Here is a 19,159-nt window from a genome sequence, read left to right as displayed (position 1 = left end):
ACTTGTTTACAAGAAGCGACAGTCAAGGGCTTAACTTAACGGCATTAAGGTCTGACCCCGGTTAAGAAAGTTTTGGCGGCGAGCAAAAATGAAAATGCTTGTCGCGTATTCAAAAGATGTTTGCTGCTGCTCTTCTTATAATGGTCCGACGTGTCCAGCGGTTTCGCCCTGGTACGCCCTACTAACATTGGATGAGGAATGCCATGAACGCAAAGCTTGAAACGGGTGCAACCACGCGGCCGGTGACCAGACAAACCTTCGACGACGTCCTCGTCCCCACCTACGCGCCCGCCGCCATGGTGCCCGTGCGCGCCGCCGGCCTCGATCTGTGGGACCAGAACGGCAAGCATTACCTCGATTTCACCTCCGGCATCGCCGTCTCCAGCCTCGGCCATTGCAATCCGACCCTGGTCGCCGCCCTGACCGCTCAGCTCAACAACGTCTGGCACCTCGGCAATGGCTACACCAACGAGCCGGTCCTGCGCCTGGCCCTGGCCCTGACCGAAGCGACCTTCGCCGACCGCGCTTTCTTCTGCAATTCCGGCGCGGAAGCGAACGAAGGCGCCCTGAAGCTGGCGCGTAAGTACGCCCACACCAAATTCGGCCCGCACAAGTCGCGCATCATCTCGTGCCTGTCGTCGTTCCACGGCCGCACGCTGTTTACCGTCTCGGTCGGCGGCCAGCCGAAATACACCGAAGGCTTCGAGCCGCTGCCGCAAGAGATCAAGCACATTCCGTACAACGATATCGAAGCGGCCCGCGCCGCCATCGGCGATGATGTGTGCGCGGTCATCGTCGAGCCGATCCAGGGCGAAGGCGGCGTCATTCCAGGCGATCCGGCCTACCTGAAAGTGCTGCGCGAACTGTGCGACAAAACCGGCGCCCTGCTCATTTTCGACGAAGTGCAATCGGGCGTGGGCCGCACCGGCGCCCTGTACGCGTACATGGACAAGGGCGTCACGCCCGACATCCTGACCAGCGCCAAGGCACTCGGCAACGGCTACCCGATCGGCGCCATGCTGACCACGCACGACATCGCAGCCCACTTCGGCGTCGGTTCGCACGGCACCACCTACGGCGGCAATCCGCTGGCCGCCACCGTGGCGCTGAACGTGATCGAAACGATCAACCAGCCAGCCTTCCTGGCACGCGTCAAGCAAGCGTCGGACAAGATCTTCGCCAACCTGCGCAAACTGGCCGCCGATTACCCGCAAGTATTCGGCGAAGTGCGCGGCAGCGGCCTTCTCATCGGCCTGCCGGTCGCGGAAGCGTTCAAGGGCCGCGCGAAAGACATCACCAAGGCCGCCGAAGCGCTCGGCCTGATGCTGCTCATCGCCGGCACCGACGTGGTGCGTTTCGCGCCCGCGCTGATCGTCACCGACGAACAGATCGACGAAGCCGACCGCATCCTGCGCGCCGCCGTCGACGGCATGCTCAACGCGGCTCCCGCCAAGTAATCAGCTTTACACGGCCGGCCCGGCACTCGCCGCGGCCGGCCGCGGCACGCTTTGCCTATAAAGGGAATTCACATGTTTGTTGTCCGTCCGGTTGAACTGTCGGATATCGACGCCCTCGAAACGTTGGCAGCAGTGACGATGCCGGGCGTGCATACCCTGCCGAAGACGCGCGAGAAAATCGCCGCCTCGGTCGAGCGTTCGATCGCTTCCTTTGCCGCCCATGTCGACATCCCGAGCGAGGAGTCGTACCTCTTCGTGCTCGAACAGCAGGCCACCCGCGCCATCGTCGGCACCGCCGCCATCTTCGCGTCGGCCGGCTCCAACGGCACCTATTTTTCATTCCGTAACGACGTCATCCAGCAGGTCTCGCGCGACCTCAATATCAGCCACAGCGTGCATGCGCTCACGCTCTGCTCGGAATTGACCGCCTACTCCCAGCTGTCCGGCTTTTACGTGGCCAACCGCAGCACGGCGGGCCTGGAGGCGGCCCTGCTGTCGCGCGCGCGCCTGCTGTTCGCGGTGCTCGCGCCGCACCGTTTCGGCGACCGCTTCTTCGTGCCGCTGGCCGGCATCACCGACAAGAACGGCCAGTCGCCGTTCTGGGAAGCGCTGGGCCGCAAATTCTTCAAGATGGATTTCCTCGAGGCCGAACGGGTCATCGGCGGCGCGCGCAACCGCACGCTGATCGTCGAGCTGATGCCGCACTATCCGGTGTACGTGCCGCTGCTGCCGGGCGACGCCCAGGCGGCCATGGGCCAGATCCACGGCGACGGCGAACTCGCTTTCAGCCTGCTGACCGAGGAAGGCTTCGAGGCCGACGACTACATCGATATTTTCGACGGCGGCCCGATCCTGCAGGCCCACAAGAACGCGCTGCGCACGTTTGCCGGTTCGATGCTGCGCCGCGTGGCGCCGCTCGATACGGGCATGTCGTCCGAGCCGCCGGTGACCTACGCGGTCGCCGCCAGCAACGAGCAGAACTTCCGCGCCATCACCGTCTCGTGCCCGTCCGCCGAAGGCAGCGACACCGTATCCCTGCCGCAGGACGCGCAGGATGCGCTGATGGTAGCCCCGGGCGATAACGTCATTTGCGTCAGAATCTGAAAGAGAACCCTATGCTAGTTGTACGCGCAATTCACGCGTCCGATCTGGATGCCCTGATCGAACTGGCGCACCAGGTCGGCAGCGGCATGACGACGCTCAAGCCGGACCGCAAGATGCTGGGCGACCGCATCTCGGTGGCCGTGGCCTCGTTTGCCGAGACCATCCCGCCCGAACAGCGCGACTACATGTTCGTGATGGAAGACACCACCAGCGGGCGCCTGGCCGGCGTGTGCGCGATCAAGGGCGCGGTCGGCCTCGATGAGCCGTTCTATAACTACCGCATCGGCACCCTGGTCCACTCCAGCCGCGAACTCGATGTGTTCACGCGCATGGACACGCTGTACCTGTCGAACGACCTGACCGGCGCCACCGAACTGTGTTCGCTGTTCCTGCATCCGGATTACCGCAGCGGGAACAACGGCAAGTGGCTCTCGAAGAGCCGTTTCCTGTTCATCGCCCAGTTCCCGCACCTGTTTACGGCCAAGCTGATCGCCGAAATGCGCGGCTACCAGGCGGAAGATGGCAGCTCGCCGTTTTACGAAGGCCTGGGGCGCCACTTCTTCAAGATGGATTTCAACCACGTCGACCATCTGACGGCGATGGGCAAGAAGTCCTTCATCGCCGAACTGATGCCGCGCCAGCCGCTGTATGTGGCCTACCTGCCCGAATCGGCGCAGGAAGTGATCGGCAAGGTGCACCTGTCGACCGCGCCCGCGCGCCGCCTGCTGGAGCAGGAAGGCATGCACTTCGAAGGCTACGTCGACATCTTCGACGCCGGCCCGGTGCTGCAGGCACGCGTGTCGGAACTGCGCGCCATGCGCGACAGCGCGGTGGCCACGGTCGATGCGGATGCCACCCCGACGGACACCGATCCGCTGCTGGTCTCGAACACGAAGCTCAATGATTTTCGCATGATCGTCGCACACGCCAATCCGGTCTCGGGCAAGCTCGCCCTGACGCCGGACGAACAGGCGCTGCTGCATTGCCAAGGCGGCGACACGGTTCGCACGCTGTCACTCAATGTAAGGAAAAATGTCCATGTCTGACCTGAGTAACTTCATTAACGGCGAGTGGCTGGCCGGCAGCGGCGCCGAACTTGTCACCATCGATCCCTCCACCGGCAAGCAGACCTGGCGCAGCCTGGAGTCGACCGCCGAGGACGTGGCGCGCGCCGTGCAATCCGCACGCGCCGCTTTCGACGCCTGGGCCTTGACCCCGCTTGAGGATCGTATCGCCCTGTGCGGCCGTTTCCGCGACCTGCTCAAGGCCAATGCCGAAGACCTGGCGCAAACCATCGCCGAAGAAGTCGGCAAGCCGCTGTGGGAAGCCCGCACCGAAGTGGCCACCATGGCCAACAAGGTCGATATCTCGGTCCAGGCTTACGGTGCGCGCACCGGTGAAGTGGCGGCCAAGGTCGCCGACGGCAATGCCGTGCTGCGTCACCGCCCGCATGGCGTGTTCGGCGTGTTCGGACCCTACAACTTCCCCGGCCACCTGCCGAACGGGCATATCGTCCCGGCCCTCATCGCCGGTAACACGGTGGTGTTCAAGCCGAGCGAGTACGCACCGCGCACGGCCATCAAGACCGTGCAGCTGTGGCAGCAGGCCGGCTTGCCGGCCGGCGTGATCAACCTGGTCAACGGCGGGCGCAATACCGGCGTCGCGCTGGGCCAGGATGCGGGCCTCGACGGCGTGCTGTTTACCGGCAGCTGCCAGACCGGCGTCGCGCTGCACAAGCAGTTCGGCGGCCAGCCGGGCAAGATGCTGGCGCTGGAAATGGGCGGGAACAATCCGCTGGTGGTGTGGGACGTGAAAGAGGTCGACGCCGCCGTGCACCACGCCGTCATGTCCGCGTTTATCTCGGCCGGCCAGCGCTGCACCTGCGCGCGCCGCCTGGTGGTGCAGGACAGCCCGGCCGGCGACGCTTTTGTGAAGCGCCTGGTCGAAGTCGCATCCACCTTGACCGTGGGCGCGTCCAACGCCGAACCGCAGCCGTTCATGGGCCCTGTGGTGTCGAGCGCCGTGGCGGCACGCCTGGTACAGGCGCAGGCCGACATGGCCGCCAAGGGCGGCACCGTGCTGCTGCAAATGAAGCAGCTCGACCCGAACGCCGGTTTCGTCACGGCCGGCATCGTCGATGTCACCAACGCCACCGGCATCCCGGACGAAGAGTGGTTCGGCCCGCTGCTGCAGATCATCCGCGTCAAGGATTTCGCCAGCGCCGTGAAGGTCGCCAACGCTACCGAATTCGGTCTGGCCGCGGCGCTGCTGTCGAACGACGAAGCGCTGTGGAAGCAGTTCTCGGTGCAGGCGCGCGCCGGCATCGTCAACTGGAACCGCCCGACCACGGGAGCTGCCAGCAGCGCACCGTTCGGCGGCGTGGGCAAGTCGGGCAACCATCGCCCGAGCGCCTACTACGCGGCCGACTATTGCGCTTATCCGGTCGCCTCGATCGAAACGAGCGAACTTGACATGCCGGCCAAGCTGTCGCCCGGTCTCACTTTCTAGGATCCACCATGCAGAGCGCACGCGAATTCAACTTCGACGGCCTGGTCGGGCCGAGCCATAACTACGCCGGCCTTTCGTTCGGCAACGTCGCTTCCTTCAGCAATGTGAAGAGCGCGTCGAACCCGCGCGAGGCGGCCTTGCAAGGCTTGGCCAAGATGCGCGAACTGGCCGCGCGCGGTTTCGCGCAGGCGGTCATGCCGCCGCAGGCGCGTCCCAACTTCCGCCTGCTGCGCCGCATCGGTTTTAGCGGGACCGACGCCGAGGTGCTGGCGCGCGCCTACCGCGAGTCGCCCGTCATCCTGGCCTGCGCCTATTCGGCCTCGCCCATGTGGACCGCCAATGCGGCCACGGTCAGCCCGTCGGCGGATACGTTCGATGGCCGCGCGCATTTCACGGCCGCCAACCTGAATAACAAGCTGCACCGCTCGGAAGAGCACCTGCAGTCGACCCGCACCCTGCGCGCGCTGTTCGCCGACGAGCGCCATTTCGCTGTGCACGAAGCGCTGCCGCCAACGTCGGCCTTTGGCGACGAAGGTGCGGCCAACCACACGCGTTTTTGCGCCAACCACGGCGGCAAGGGCGTCGAGTTCTTCACCTACGGCCGGGTGGAGTTCGATCCGTCCGCGCCGGCGCCTAAAAAGTACCCGGCACGCCAGACCCTGGAAGCGTCGCAAGCGATCGCGCGCCTGCACGGGCTGGACTCGGCGCGCACCGTGTTCGCCTCGCAGAATCCGGACGTGATCGACCAGGGCGTGTTCCACAACGACGTCATCGCGGTCGGTAACGGCAATGTGCTGTTCTATCACGAGCAAGCCTTCCACGACGAAGGCGCGGTATTGAACGCGCTGAGGAATGCATTGGCCGGCGTCGAGACCGAACTGACGGCGATCCGCGTGGCGAGCCAGGTGGTGCCGGTGGGCGATGCGGTGGCCAGCTACCTGTTCAACAGCCAGCTGCTCACCAAGCCTGACGGCAGCATGGCGCTGGTCATTCCCCAGGAATGCCAGGAAAACCGCGCCGTGGCGCGCTACCTCGAAGAACTGGTCGCCAGCGGCGGCCCGGTCGACGAGCTGATTCACTTCGACCTGCGCCAGAGCATGCGCAACGGCGGCGGGCCTGCCTGCCTGCGCCTGCGGGTGGCGCTCACCGCGGCGGAAGCGGCGGCCATGCACCAGGGCGTGATCATGACCGGGGCGCTGTACGACACGCTGGTCGCGTGGGTCGGTAAATACTACCGCGATCACCTTGAACCGAAAGACCTGGCCGATCCCCAGCTGGCGCTTGAATGCAGCGCCGCACTGGAGGAATTGAGCCGCATCCTGGGACTGCCCGGCCTGTACGACCTGACGTAGAATACCGCCAGCCGGACGGTGCCCCATATTTGGGCGGGTAAACCCGCCTACCTGCAAATCGCGAACGCGCCGCCACAAGCTGGCGCCGGACCGATAGAAATACAAACCAAGCAACGGAGAAGCAACGATGAAACAGATGCCACAAGATTTGCGTAAACAGACGCTCGACCTGATCACTGCGAGCCAGCCTGCCGATGACGGCCAGGTGTCGGCCCTGATCAGCGCCTGGCTCGGTTCGCTCGACGACGAAGACCTCGCGGGCACGTCGCCGGACAGCCTGGCCCCGGTCCTGCGCGACGGCTTTACGCAAGCTGCACGGCGCACCGCCGCCGGCTGCCAGATCGCTCAGCTGCGCTACTCCGACGGCCGCGGCGCGCAAGCGACGGCCCTGCTGGTCCTCAACGACGACATGCCTTACCTGGTCGATTCGATTGTCATGGCGATGCGCAAGCAGCGCGTGGCCGTCAATGGCGTGATGAATTCGGTGCTGGCCGTGCGCCGTGATGCCAATGGCACCGCGGTCGCCGTCGGCGAAGCCGGCGCACCGCTCGAATCCGTGGTCCTGTGCCTGCTGGCCGAAGACCTGGGCGCCGACGAACTGGCGGCGCTGGTCGCCAAGCTGCACATGGTGGCGCGCGACGCCGCCGTGGTGCGCCGCGATTCCGTTGCGATGGGCGACCGCCTGACCGCGGTGGCCGCGGCGGCTGCCGCCAACGGCACCGAAGGCCAGGAAGTCGCTGCCTTCCTGGAGTGGGCCAAGAACGAAGGCTTCGAGCCGTTCGGCTATGCCTACTATGTCGTCAAGGCCGGCGAGCGCGAACTCGAACGCGATATCCCGAGCCGCATCGGCGTGCTGCAGGATACCTCGCACCCGGTCTACGGCACCTGCCTGGCCAACATCCCGGGCGACTTCGACACCCTGTCCAAGCGCCCCGACGCGCTGTCGATCGTCAAGGCCGACGTCGAAGGCACGCTGCACCGCGACCAGCCGCTCGACTTCATCGGCGTGCGCGATACCGACGCACAGGGCAATATCCGCGGCGAGCATTGCTTCGTCGGCCTGTTCACCCGCGCCGCTACCGCCACCCCGCTGGCGCGCCTGCCGTTCGCGCGCGGCCGCGTGGCCAAGGTCCTGAGCCTGGCCGGCGTGCGCCAGGAAGGCTTCCGCGCCGAGAAATTCCTCGAAATCCTCGAATCGCTGCCGCGCACCGAAGCGCTGGAAGCCGATCCGGAATGGCTGTCGCAGGTGTGCAGTTCGGTCGTGTCGCTGTACAAGCAGCCGCGCGCCAAAGTGTTTGCGCGCCGCGACGTCTACGCGCGCCACCTGAACGTGCTGGTCTACATGCCGCGCGAGCGTTACAGCGCCAGCGTCGCCGCCAGCCTGGCCCACGCATTGAAAGAAAGCTCGGGCGCGACCGACGTGCGTTCGCAAACCCTGGTGGCCGACGGCCCGCTGGCCCGCGTGTACCTGATCGCCCACGCCGCGCGCAATCCGCTCGACCTCGAAACCGATATCCAGCAGCCGCTCCTGTCGGTGCTCGATGGCTGGCACGACAAGTTCGCCGCCCTGACCGATAACGTGTTCGATGTGCCGACCCGCAGCACCCTGCGCAAACTGTGCTCGACCCTGCCGGTCAACTACGTCAGCGCCACCGCGCCGGCCGTCGCCTTCCGCGACCTCAATGCCATCCTCCACAACGGCCACGCCGGCCGCGTGTCGGTGCGCGTGGAATCGGACGACGCCGGCAGCGCCACCATCCGCCTGTACTCGGTGGACGGCGTGCCGTCGCTGTCGCGCATCCTGCCGGCGCTGCATAACGCCGGCGTTGCCATCGACCGCGAGCAGACTTACGCGATCGCCGTTGCCGACGGCAGCCGCCATTTCGTTACCAGCCTGGCGGTCGACGCCGAAAGCGCGGCCAAGCTGGCCATGCCGAACGTCGTGGCCGTGGCGCAGGAACTGTTTGCCTCGCTGTTCAACAATGAAGCCGAAGACGGCCGCATGAACGGCCTGGTGATCGAAGGCGGCTTGCGCATGCGCGAAGTGCAGCTGATCCGCGCCTACATCAGCTACTGGCGCCAGACCGGCAGCAAGTTCTCGGTGCGCTACATGGCCGACACCCTGCGCCGCCAGCCGGTGCTGGTCAAGGAACTGGTCGAAGGCTTCCGCCAGCGTTTCGATCCGTCCGTGCCGCAAGAGCAGCGCCTGGCCGCGGCGGAACGCATCGCCGCCATCAAGACCAGCCTTGCCACCGTCAACCACGCCGACACCGAGGAAATCGTCGCCGCCCTGGTCGACCTGATCCTGGCCACCGTGCGTACCAACTACTTCCAGAACGATCAGCAAGGCGACAAGATCATCTTCAAGTTCGACACCAGCAGCCTGGCGCTGGTGCCGGAACCGCGTCCCTACCGCGAGATCTATGTGTTCTCGCGCCGCTTCGAAGGCGTGCACCTGCGCGGCGGCCCTGTGGCCCGTGGCGGCTTGCGCTGGTCGGACCGGATGGAAGACTACCGTACCGAAGTGCTGGGCCTGGTCAAGGCGCAGATGGTCAAGAACGCGGTCATCGTGCCGGCCGGTTCCAAGGGCGGTTTTGTCTGCAAGCAGATGCCGAAGGACGCCGTGCGCGAGACCATCGCCGCTGAAGGCGAAGCAGTCTACCGCCTGTTCATTTCCAGCCTGCTGGAAGTGACCGATAACCGCGTGCGTGGCGCCATCGTGCCGCCAGCGGACACGGTACGCTACGACCAGGACGATCCGTACCTGGTGGTGGCCGCCGACAAGGGCACCGCTACTTTTTCGGACATCGCCAACAGCATCGCTGTGAAGCGCGGCTTCTGGCTGGGCGACGCGTTTGCGTCGGGCGGCTCGAACGGTTACGACCACAAGAAAATGGGCATCACCGCCAAGGGCGCGTTCGAAGCCGTCAAGCGCCACTTCTACGAGATGGACCACGACATGAACACCACCCCGATCACCATGGTCGGCGTGGGCGACATGTCGGGCGACGTGTTCGGCAACGGCGTGCTGCTGTCGCGCCAGCTGAAAGTGCTGGCCGCGTTCGACCACCGCCACATCTTCCTCGACCCGGCACCGGACGTCGTCACCTCGTTCGCCGAGCGCGAGCGCATGTTCGCGCTGCCACGCTCGTCGTGGGAAGACTACAACAAGGACCTGATTTCGGCGGGCGGCGGCGTGTTCCCGCGCAGCGCCCGTTCGATCGAGCTCTCGCCCCAAGTGCGCGCCGCGCTCGACATCGCCGAAACCGTGCTGCCGCCTGAAGAACTGATGCACCGCATCCTGCTCGCGCCAGTGGACCTGTTCTACAACGGCGGTATCGGTACCTACATCAAGGCATCGACCGAAACCCACGCGCAGGTCAAGGACCGCGCCAACGACAATATCCGCGTCGACGGCAACCAGCTGCGCTGCAAGGTGGTGTCCGAAGGCGGTAACCTGGGCGCGACCCAGAACGGCCGTATCGAATTCGCCCTGGCCGGCGGCCGTATCTTTACCGATGCGATCGACAACTCGGCCGGCGTGGATTGCTCGGACCATGAAGTGAACGTCAAGATCTGGCTCGACACGGAAGTGAACGCCGGTGAGTTGCCGGAAGCGGACCGCAACCGCATCCTGAACGAAATGACCCTGGACATCGAAGACCTGGTCCTGCGCGACAACACCCTGCAAACCCACCTGCTGGTGCGCGAAGTGCAGGCCCAGGCCGACCCTGCGGTGGTGGACGGTTACGCCGCCCTGATCACCAGCCTGGAGGCTGAAGGTGCGCTCTCGCGCGAACTGGAACAGTTGCCGACCGACGCCGAACTGCAGCGCCGTAAAGCGCTGGGCGCAGGATTGACCGCGCCGGAACTGGCGGTGGTGATTGCCAACGTCAAGAACCGCTTCAAGCGCCTGCTGGCCGCGCTGCCGCTGACGGAATTGAGCTGGGCCGAGTCGGTGCTCAAGCCTTACTTCCCGGCGCAGCTGGTCGCCACCCGTAACGCACTGGCGCACCCGCTGGCCAATGCGATCCTGGCGACCGTGCTGGCCAATGAATCGGTCAACCGCTGCGGTCCGTTGATGATCCGCGACCTCGCCACCGCCCACCAGGTCGACGAGACCGAGGTGGTCAAGGCCTGGGGCCAGTCGTGGTCCGCGCTGCACCTGGCGCCGATCTTCGCAGCCCTGGATGCGGACGCGCTGAGCGTGCCGCGCGCCGTCTCGATCAAGGTCGATGCGCGCACCCGCGTGCTGTTCAAGGCGGTGGTCGAAGGCGTGCTGTCGGTGCCGGGCGACCATCAGCGCGGCGCGGGCGGCATGGAAGAACTCTCACGCCTGTTCGCGCAGCCGGAAATGCTCAAGCAGCTGATGCCGGCAACCGCCGATGCCGACGCTTTCGTGTCCCTGCCTGCGTCGTTCACGCAAGCCTGGAAAGCGGTCGACGCGATCGAAGCGGTGGCCACTTTCCTGTTCGCGGCGGTGTCGGTCAACCGTCCCGCGGGCATGAGCCTGGCGCAATTCCTGCAGGTGGGGATGGCGCTGCGCGGCCAGGCCGGTATCGACACGCTCGAACGCGGCCTGAAGCTGTCGCCGCACAGCAAATCGCAGGAGCAGCTGCGCAACTACGCGATGCAGGCACTGCGCCGCACCCAGCAGCGCCTGTTGCAGCAAGTGCTGGCCCGTTCCAGCGACGGCAGCGATACCCTCGAAGCGGTTGAAGTGGTGACCAACACGATGGGCCTGTCGGGCTACGCACCGGCGGCCGACCTGGAACAGGCGATGCTGGACGTGTGGGCCTTGTCCGAGGCGACCAACGCGGCGCCGGTGGCGGCGTAAATGACCGCTTACGTTCCACCAACGGCAACAGCGGGCGGCGCGCAAGCGCTTCCGGCCGCCGTGCGCGCGCTGGCCGGCGCCGATTTCGGCGTGCTGGCCAAGCGCTTCCTTGATGCCGGCTTCGCGGTGCTGCAGCCGGCGCCCGGCATCGTGACGATCAAGTCCGGCAAGGCACCCGCCTGCGCCAGCGTGATCGTGTCGGTCGGCGTGCATGGCGATGAAACCGGCCCGATCGAAGTGCTGGCGTACGTGCTCGATGCACTGTCGCAGGGACCGGACGCGCTGGCGGTGGACCTGATGGTCTGCGTCGGCAATATCGACGCCATCGCGGCCGGCAAGCGCTTCATCGATGCGGACCTGAACCGGATGTTCCGTCCGGTGCGCGGTTCGCTCGCCAGCGCGGCGGAAGCGGCGCGCGCCGACACCATGATCGCCGCCACGGTGGCGTTCTTCGAGGGCGCCGGGCCGGATCGCTGGCACCTCGACCTGCATACGGCGATCCGGCCATCGGTGTACCCGACGTTTGCGATCGTGCCCGACCTGATCGCGGAAGAGGGCAAGTGCGCGCTGGTCGCCTGGCTCGGCCAGGCCGCCATCGGCGCCATTGTCATGAATCCGCAGTCGGCCGGTACGTACAGTTACTATTCGGCCGAGTTTCACGGTGCGGCGGCAAGCACGGTGGAACTGGGCCGGGTCGGTACCCTGGGCCAGAACGATTTGAGCCTCTTTGCGGACGTCGGCACCGCGCTCGACGACCTGCTGCGCGGCGCCAGTCCGGCCGGGCCCAAGGTCGAACCGCACGTGTTCGATGTGGCGCAGGAGATCATCAAGCATAGCGACGCATTTACGATGGCGTTCGACCGCGGCACGCAGAACTTCACCGCGCTCAAGCAGGGGCAGGTGATCGCCACCGATGGCGACATCGTGTACGCCGTCAAACATCCGGAGGAGCTGGTAGTATTCCCGAACCCGGATGTGCGCGTCGGTCTGCGCGCCGGATTAATGGTGGTGCGGACGCGTTAGCCGGCATGGCTTGCCCCGTATCGTTTTTTGCATGAACGTCACGGGGCAGTCCATGAGTACCTTGTTCACACCATTTAGCATGGGGCCGCTCACGCTGGCCAACCGCATCGCCATCGCGCCGATGTGCCAGTATTGCGCCGACGAAGGCATGGCCAGCGACTGGCACATGATCCATCTGGGCCACCTGGCCTTGTCCGGGGCGGCCCTGCTGTTCCTGGAGGCGAGCGCCGTGTCGCCCGAAGGACGCATCTCTCCCAAAGACCTGGGCATCTGGTCCGACGACCATGCCGCCGCACTGGCGCCCATCGTGGCCGCCATGCGCCGCCACGCGCCGATCCGCCTGGCGATCCAGCTCGCGCATGCGGGCCGCAAGGCGTCCTCCATGGTGCCGTGGGAAGGCGGCGCGAATATCGCCATCGGCGACGGCGGCTGGCAGACGGTGGCGCCATCGCCGCTGCCGCATGCGGATGGCGAAACGGTGCCTCTGGCGCTCGATGAGGATGGCCTGGCGCGCGTGTGCGACGCTTTTGTCGCGGCGGCGCAGCGCAGCCATGCGCTCGGACTGGATGCGATCGAACTGCACGCGGCGCACGGCTATCTGCTGCATCAGTTCCTGTCGCCGCTGTCGAACCAGCGCGATGACCATTACGGCGGGGCGCTGGAAAACCGCATGCGCTTTCCGCTGGAAGTGTTCGCGGCCGTGCGCGCGGCGGTGCCGGCGTCGATGGCGGTGGGCGTGCGCATATCGGCCACCGACTGGATCGACGGCGGCTGGGAGCTGGAACAGAGCGTGCGCTTTTCGCAGGAGCTCAGCGCCGCCGGCGCCGATTTCATTCATGTGTCGAGCGGAGGCATTTCGCCGCTGCAGAAAATTCCGGTGGGGCCGTCTTATCAGATCGGTTTTGCCGCCCGCATCCGCGAGGAGACCGGCATGCCGACCATCGGCGTTGGCATGATCACCGAGGCGCAGCAAGCCGAAGACATCATCGCGCGCGGCGACGCCGACGTGGTGGCGCTGGCGCGCGCGATGCTGTTCGATCCGCGCTGGCCGTGGCACGCGGCGGCGCAGCTGGGTGCCCAGGTGGAAGCGCCGCCCCAGTACTGGCGCTCGCAGCCGCGCGAGTACAAGGACTTGTTCGGGCCGACCACGCTCGGGCAGCGCTAGCGTTTAGCTTACTGTCCGCCGGCCTTGCGGCGGCGCCGCCGCGCGGCAGCGGCCTGCCCGCGCGACTTACAACAGATGATCGAGCATGTCCGGCCCGAACACTTCACGGTGCAGGCGCGTCACCGGCACGCCGGCGCCGACCAGCGCCAGCCACTGCGCCTGCATGAACGGCAGCGGGCCGCACATATACACATTCGCTTCCTGGCGCGGCCAGGCCGGCAGGTAGGTCACATCCATCCATCCGGTCAGGACGGCATCGTCGTGAGCACTTACTTCTTCGTAAAACGTGACCACCTGCAGATTGGGCATGACGCTGCGCGCGGCGGCCACGTCAAGCTGGTGCGCATGGTGCTGCGCGTTGCGGGCGGCGTGCGCAAAAATCACGTGGCGGCGCGGATGGACCTCGGCGATGCGCTTGAGGGCCGCGATCATCGGCGTGATGCCGATCCCGGCCGACAGCAGTACAACCGGCTGGTCCGATTCGCACTCCGGGGCAAAGTCGCCGAACGGCGGCGACACTTGCAGCACGCTGCCCACGCGCACGTTATCGTGAATCCAGTTCGACACTTCCCCCGCCGGCGTGCCGGCGCCGGCCGGCGCGCGCTTGACCGAAACACGGAGGCTATCCGGCTGGGTGGTGTCGGACAGGCTGTACTGGCGAATCTGGCGATGTCCGTCGGCAAAGTCGACCTGCACGCTCAGGTACTGCCCGGGCTTGCCGATTGCCACCGGCGCGCCATCCTCCGGCGTCATGCGGATCGACACCACGTCCGCGCTTTCTTGCGTCACCTCGGTCACGCGCATGGCGCGCCGTTGGCCCGGGGAGATGCCGGCTTCGGCATACATGGCGCGCTCGGCCTCGATGAACAGCGCGGCCAGCGAGTGATAGGCCTCGTCCCAGGCCGCCAGCAGCGGTGGCGTGGCAGCCTCGCCCAGGGTGCTGGCGATGGCGCCGAGCAGGTGGCGCCCCACGATCGGATAGTGTTCCGCGCGAATGCCGATCGACACATGCTTGTGGACGATGCGTTCGATCACCGGCGCCAGTGCGCCCGGGTCGCCGATGTTGGCGGCGTAGGCAAACACGGCCGAGGCGAGCGACTGCTGCTGGGCGCCGCTCGCCTGGTTGCCCATATTGAACAGCTTGGTCAGCTCGGGATGCTCTGCGAACATGTTGCGGTAAAACGTGGTGGTGATGGCCACGCCGTGCTCGCGCAGCACGGGGACGCTGGCGTCGATGTAGGGACGGGAAGCAGCAGAAATCATAAAATCCTTTCAATATGTTGCATAAAAGATGCAACTTTAATGTCGTAAAAAAGACGCGTCTCGACGCGCCCGTGTCCATAGCCGGTGTCAGGCAGCGATGCCCTTGCCCTCATCGAGGAACATCCTGTGCATGCGCACGATCTTCTCGCCCGTATTTCCCTCGGTGATCTGGCGCAGGGTGACCTTGTCCATGGCGCCGTAAAAGGCATCCATGCCGGTCTTGAGCGCCGCCCGCAACTGGCAGTCGCCGCTCAGGCGGCAACCGGTGCCTTCGCAGTCGACCAGTTCGCTGTCGCCTTCCAGCTCGCGCAGCACCGTCCCGATGGACAGGGTGGCGGCATCGGCGGCCAGGCGCAGGCCGCCGTTGCGTCCGCGGGTGGCGCTGACCCAGCCGGCGCGCGCCAGGTGGCCCACCACCTTGACCACATGGTTGACCGGCAACTCGAACTGGGCGGCGACCTCGGCCACCGTCACCGGCACGCGCCGCTCCCCGGCACGGGCCAGGTAAATCAGGACGCGCAGGCCAATGTCGGTAAAACGGGTGAGGCGCATGGAGACTCCGATGAGAAGACATGCATTCTAGCAAAGATGCATCTGGCATGCATATTTAAAATGCCCGCGCAGTGTTGTTTTTGCGAAATAATTATTTCATTAACAATAATTTCCACGTAGAATGTCCTGCCCATATGTACAGATGAGAATGCCATGTTCAAACACCTTTCCCTGGCCCTGTTCCTGCTCGCGCTCGGCTGCATGACCGGCGCCCACGCCCAGGCGCCAGGCGACGACAAGGCCGTCAGCGTCGAGCAGTTCGTCGCCTCGCTCACGCCGCAAAGCGGCAAGATCGACCTGCCGGGCGGACTGGCCACGCTGAACCTGCCGGACAGCTTCCGCTACCTCACCCCGGCCGACACCGAACGCGTGCTGGTGCAGGCCTGGGGCAATCCGCCCGGCCACAAAACCCTGGGCATGATCGTGCCGGCCAGCGGGGTGATGGGCAAGGATGGCTGGGGCGTGATCGTCACCTACGAAGGCGACGGCCACGTCAAGGACAGCGACGCGGACACCATCAAGTACGACGAGCTGCTCAAGGACATGCAGGATGCGACGCAGGAAGCAAACAGCGAGCGCAAGTCCCAGGGCTACGCGGCGATGCAGCTGGTCGGCTGGGCCGAGAAGCCCAGCTATGAAAAAGCCACGCACAAGATGTTCTGGGCCAAGGAATTGTCGATCGCGGGCGAAAACGAACACAGTCTCAACTACAACATCCGCGTGCTCGGCCGTGAGGGTGTGCTGGTGCTGAACGCGGTGGCAACCATGGACCAGATCGCCAGCATCCGCCAGGAAATGCGCAAGGTCACCGCCTTCAGCGACTTCACGCCGGGCAACCGCTACGCGGACTACAACCCCGCCACCGACAAGGCGGCCGAATACGGTCTCGCGGCCCTGGTCGCCGGCGGCGTCGCCTCCAAGCTCGGCCTGTTCGGCAAACTGCTGGCCCTGCTGCTCGCCTTCAAGAAGCTGATCCTTATCGCCCTCGGCACGGCGGGCATGGCGGCGTGGAACTTTTTCCGCGGCAAGCGCAACGATAAAGTCGATCTTAGCAAGTGATGCGGCGGCCCTGCCACGCCTAGGTGTGGCAGGGCCGTTGTCGGACTGGCTAGCCGGTTTTTCGCGTGCAAAAGATGTGTATAAGTAAATGGCAATAGCCCCTATAATCGCTGCTGCCATTCATCTAGCGCGACAAAAGGGACGAATCCGTGAATCAAACTCTGGGCCAGAAGCTGTTCCGTACCAAACCTGCCGGTAGCACGACCAACCCCCCGCCCGGGCACGCAGGAACGGGGCTGGCGCGCACCATGGGATTGTTCCCGCTGACCATGATCGGCGTCGGCGCCACCATCGGCACCGGCATCTTCTTCACCATGGTCGAGGCGGTGCCCAAGGCCGGTCCCTCGGTCGTGCTGTCGTTCCTGCTGGCCGCGCTCACCGCCGGCCTGACCGCGCTGTGCTACGCCGAACTGTCGTTCCGCATTCCGGCGTCCGGCTCGTCCTATTCGTTTGCCTACGCCACGGTGGGCGAATTCGCCGCCTTCATCATGGCCGGCTGCCTGCTGCTCGAATACGGCCTGGCGGCCAGTGCCACCGCCATCGGCTGGTCGGCCTACCTGAACAACTTCCTCACCAATGCCTTCGGCTGGCAGATACCGGAAATGCTGCGAACGCCGATGTTCGTCTCCGGGGAGCACGGCATGGAAATCCGGGCCGGGCACATCAACCTGCCGCCGATTTTGCTGGTGATCATGTGCGGCTTGCTGCTGATCCGCGGCACCAAGGAATCGGCCACGACGAATGCGATCATGGTGCTGGTCAAGCTGGCGATTTTGGTGTTTTTCGTGGTAATCGCGTTTTCCGGCTTCGACATCAATAACTTCACGCCATTTTTCAACACCGATAACAGCAAGGGCTTCGCCGGCATGGCCGGCGTGACGGCCGCCGCCGGCACGGTGTTTTTCTCGTTCATCGGCCTCGACACCGTGGCCACGGCCGGTGAAGAAGTGCGCAACCCGACCCGCAACGTGCCGATCGGCATCCTGGCGGCGCTCGGCATCGTCACCGTGTTTTATATGCTGGTGGCGGTTGCCGCCCTCGGCGCCCAGCCCGCCAAGATGTTTGAAGGCCAGGAAGCGGGTCTGGCGGTGATCTTGCAGAACGTCACAGGCAAGACCTGGCCGGCGCTGGTGCTCTCCGCCGGCGCCGTCATTTCCGTATTCAGCGTGACCCTGGTGACGATCTACGGCCAGACCCGGATCCTGTACGCGATCAGCAAGGATGGCCTGATTCCGAAAACGTTCCAGAAAGTCAGCCCGCGCACCCAGTCGCCGGTCAGCAATACCCTGATCGTGTGCCTGGTGGTGGGGCTGGTGGCCGGCTTCGTCGACTCGACCTACCTGTGGGACATGGTCAGCATGGGTACCTTGACGGCATTCATCGTGGTGTCGATCGCGGTGCCGGTGATGCGCAAGAAGATGGGCGAATCGCTGGTCAAGGGCTTCCGCGTGCCGTTCGGCCCGTATCTGGTGCCGGGCCTGAGCGTCTGCGCCTGCATGTACATCATGAAGGATCTGTCCAAGACCACGTTCACCGTCTTCGCGATCTGGATGGGCGTGGCGGTGCTGACCTACTTCGCGTATAGCATCCGCCACTCGCGGCTGAACGATAGCGCGGCCTGACGGCCAGCCTTGCCCGTTTTTCGGGTCTGACACCGATCAGAAGCGGCAAGGCTGATGTTTAATCCATTTCAAGCGATTGAAGATGCCGAATGCGCGTCCGATCCGCAAGTTCGTGTAAGCCTTCTTGAACAGGCGATAAAATTTCTTTCGACGCAAGGCGATGCGGAATCTGCCGAAGTGCAACACGCAATCGGGTACGCATGGTATCAGCATCCTGCGGATACGGAAATACGGAATGAAAACGTAGTTCATCATTTGCGTAACGCCTTGCGGATTAATCCCGATCACAAATATGCACTTCTCTACCTTGGTCATCATTATTATGATCGACGGCAATTCGTACTAGCCCTCGATATATTATTGAAATTTCGAGATAGGGAATTTTCCGCATTCGATCAAGCTTGGCGCGATGCCAAAGTGGCAGAATTGATTCTGTGCTGCAGGTTGCAAATTGGTGATGAGAAAAATCTCAAAGAAGCGGTACATCGTTTTTGCGAAGCGATGACATACTGTGATGAGGAGATGAATCCAACGCCAGAGGAGCTGACACAGACGCTGATCGATATAACGTCGAGAACGTCGGGTTGTTAAGCGAGCTTGCTCAATAAAATAACAATTGTACTTTGCGCATGGGATGGGAAATCACGTCGATGTTCAACCTGTGTTCTTATGGGATAAAAATGCGCTTGCAATCAGTTTTTCCACTTTTAGTCTTTCTTTTCGCGGGGTGTACGCGCTCAGAAAATATTGACGCGCCACCGCCAAATCACGCTGTCGAGGAACCGTTGTCCCGCGACCGTTCATCTTCGCCTTCGGAAAACATGCCGGCCAAAAAGGCGATTGTTTCTGGTGAGGAAATGAATCGATTGAACACTGCCGACACAAAAGGTCAAAAAACCGATTGGGAGACGATCAATCTTCCGGGGAAATGGTTGGAGCTGATCGATCCTGTCAGCGTCCAGAGTTTGCGTTTCGATGCCGACGGCTATGTTGCCGCCACCATCGGTACCAAAGAAGCCCTGGCAGCCCCGATTTTTTTCTGGAAGGTTAAGAACGGTATTTTGCTTATTTCTGATGACGAGGATTCTCCCGCCATGATGGAACTGAGCAAGCCACGAGTTTCCGGGCACCCTTTGAGTACTTTGGGCCAGATTCTCAGCGTTACGGATGAGAATGGTAGAGAAATTCAATACAAACTGTCGCAGCCCAAGTAGCCC

14 protein-coding genes are annotated in these 19,159 nt (G+C 64.3%); 12 read left to right on the top strand and 2 right to left on the bottom strand.

The features are described 5' to 3' along the window. The first annotated feature begins 203 nt into the window (after positions 1–203). The 8 genes from astC to RBA41_RS32515 all read left to right on the top strand — a co-directional run bounded on the left by astC (position 204) and on the right by RBA41_RS32515 (position 13,446). Positions 204–1,457 (top strand): acetylornithine/succinylornithine family transaminase, encoded by a 1,254-nt coding sequence (gene astC / locus RBA41_RS32550; RefSeq protein WP_306628493.1) that lies wholly within the window; start codon positions 204–206, stop codon positions 1,455–1,457. Between the two features lie 72 nt (positions 1,458–1,529). After that, entirely contained in the window at positions 1,530–2,561 is a 1,032-nt protein-coding gene (gene astA / locus RBA41_RS32545; protein ID WP_306628492.1) for an arginine N-succinyltransferase, read from the top strand. An 11-nt stretch (positions 2,562–2,572) separates the two neighbouring features. After that, positions 2,573–3,607, top strand: a complete 1,035-nt coding sequence (astA, locus tag RBA41_RS32540; protein ID WP_306628491.1) for an arginine N-succinyltransferase — start codon at positions 2,573–2,575, stop codon at positions 3,605–3,607. Next, on the top strand, positions 3,600–5,069 hold the full coding sequence (gene astD / locus RBA41_RS32535) for a succinylglutamate-semialdehyde dehydrogenase (protein WP_306628490.1): 1,470 nt from the start codon (positions 3,600–3,602) through the stop codon (positions 5,067–5,069). The genes astA (RBA41_RS32540) and astD overlap by 8 nt, the downstream gene beginning before the upstream one ends. Before the next feature lie 8 nt (positions 5,070–5,077). Further along, positions 5,078–6,421, top strand: a complete 1,344-nt coding sequence (gene astB, locus RBA41_RS32530; RefSeq protein WP_306628489.1) for an N-succinylarginine dihydrolase — start codon at positions 5,078–5,080, stop codon at positions 6,419–6,421. A 127-nt stretch (positions 6,422–6,548) separates the two neighbouring features. Beyond that, entirely contained in the window at positions 6,549–11,258 is a 4,710-nt protein-coding gene (locus tag RBA41_RS32525; protein ID WP_306628488.1) for an NAD-glutamate dehydrogenase domain-containing protein, read from the top strand. Beyond that, positions 11,259–12,281, top strand: a complete 1,023-nt coding sequence (locus RBA41_RS32520) for a succinylglutamate desuccinylase (RefSeq protein WP_306628487.1) — start codon at positions 11,259–11,261, stop codon at positions 12,279–12,281. It begins immediately after the preceding gene. Between the two features lie 52 nt (positions 12,282–12,333). Further along, positions 12,334–13,446: an NADH:flavin oxidoreductase/NADH oxidase gene (locus RBA41_RS32515; protein WP_306628486.1), complete on the top strand. Its 1,113-nt coding sequence runs from the start codon at positions 12,334–12,336 to the stop codon at positions 13,444–13,446. Positions 13,447–13,512: 66 nt separating this feature from the next. On the opposite strand, the gene RBA41_RS32510 is transcribed toward RBA41_RS32515, so the two are convergent. Both RBA41_RS32510 and RBA41_RS32505 read right to left on the bottom strand, forming a co-directional pair. Next, on the bottom strand, positions 13,513–14,709 hold the full coding sequence (locus RBA41_RS32510; protein ID WP_306628485.1) for a globin domain-containing protein: 1,197 nt from the start codon (positions 14,707–14,709) through the stop codon (positions 13,513–13,515). Between the two features lie 87 nt (positions 14,710–14,796). Continuing rightward, on the bottom strand, positions 14,797–15,261 hold the full coding sequence (locus RBA41_RS32505; protein ID WP_306628484.1) for an RrF2 family transcriptional regulator: 465 nt from the start codon (positions 15,259–15,261) through the stop codon (positions 14,797–14,799). 153 nt (positions 15,262–15,414) lie between these two features. Between RBA41_RS32505 and RBA41_RS32500 the strand changes: the two genes are divergently transcribed. From RBA41_RS32500 to RBA41_RS32485, 4 genes are all read left to right on the top strand, one after another. Then, entirely contained in the window at positions 15,415–16,320 is a 906-nt protein-coding gene (locus RBA41_RS32500; protein ID WP_306628483.1) for a DUF2167 domain-containing protein, read from the top strand. A 149-nt stretch (positions 16,321–16,469) separates the two neighbouring features. After that, complete coding sequence (locus tag RBA41_RS32495) at positions 16,470–17,942, top strand: APC family permease (RefSeq protein WP_306628482.1); 1,473 nt, start codon at positions 16,470–16,472, stop codon at positions 17,940–17,942. A 54-nt stretch (positions 17,943–17,996) separates the two neighbouring features. Then, a complete protein-coding gene (locus tag RBA41_RS32490) occupies positions 17,997–18,533 on the top strand; it encodes a tetratricopeptide repeat protein (protein ID WP_306628481.1) in 537 nt (178 codons plus the stop codon). Positions 18,534–18,592: 59 nt separating this feature from the next. Beyond that, a complete protein-coding gene (locus RBA41_RS32485; protein WP_306628480.1) occupies positions 18,593–19,156 on the top strand; it encodes a hypothetical protein in 564 nt (187 codons plus the stop codon). Positions 19,157–19,159 lie beyond the last annotated feature (3 nt).

Source organism: Massilia scottii (assembly GCF_030846495.1).
Classification (GTDB): domain Bacteria; phylum Pseudomonadota; class Gammaproteobacteria; order Burkholderiales; family Burkholderiaceae_D; genus Telluria_A; species Telluria_A violaceinigra.
Note: the sequence above shows the minus strand (reverse complement) of the source record. Positions and strands in the feature narration are given on the sequence as shown.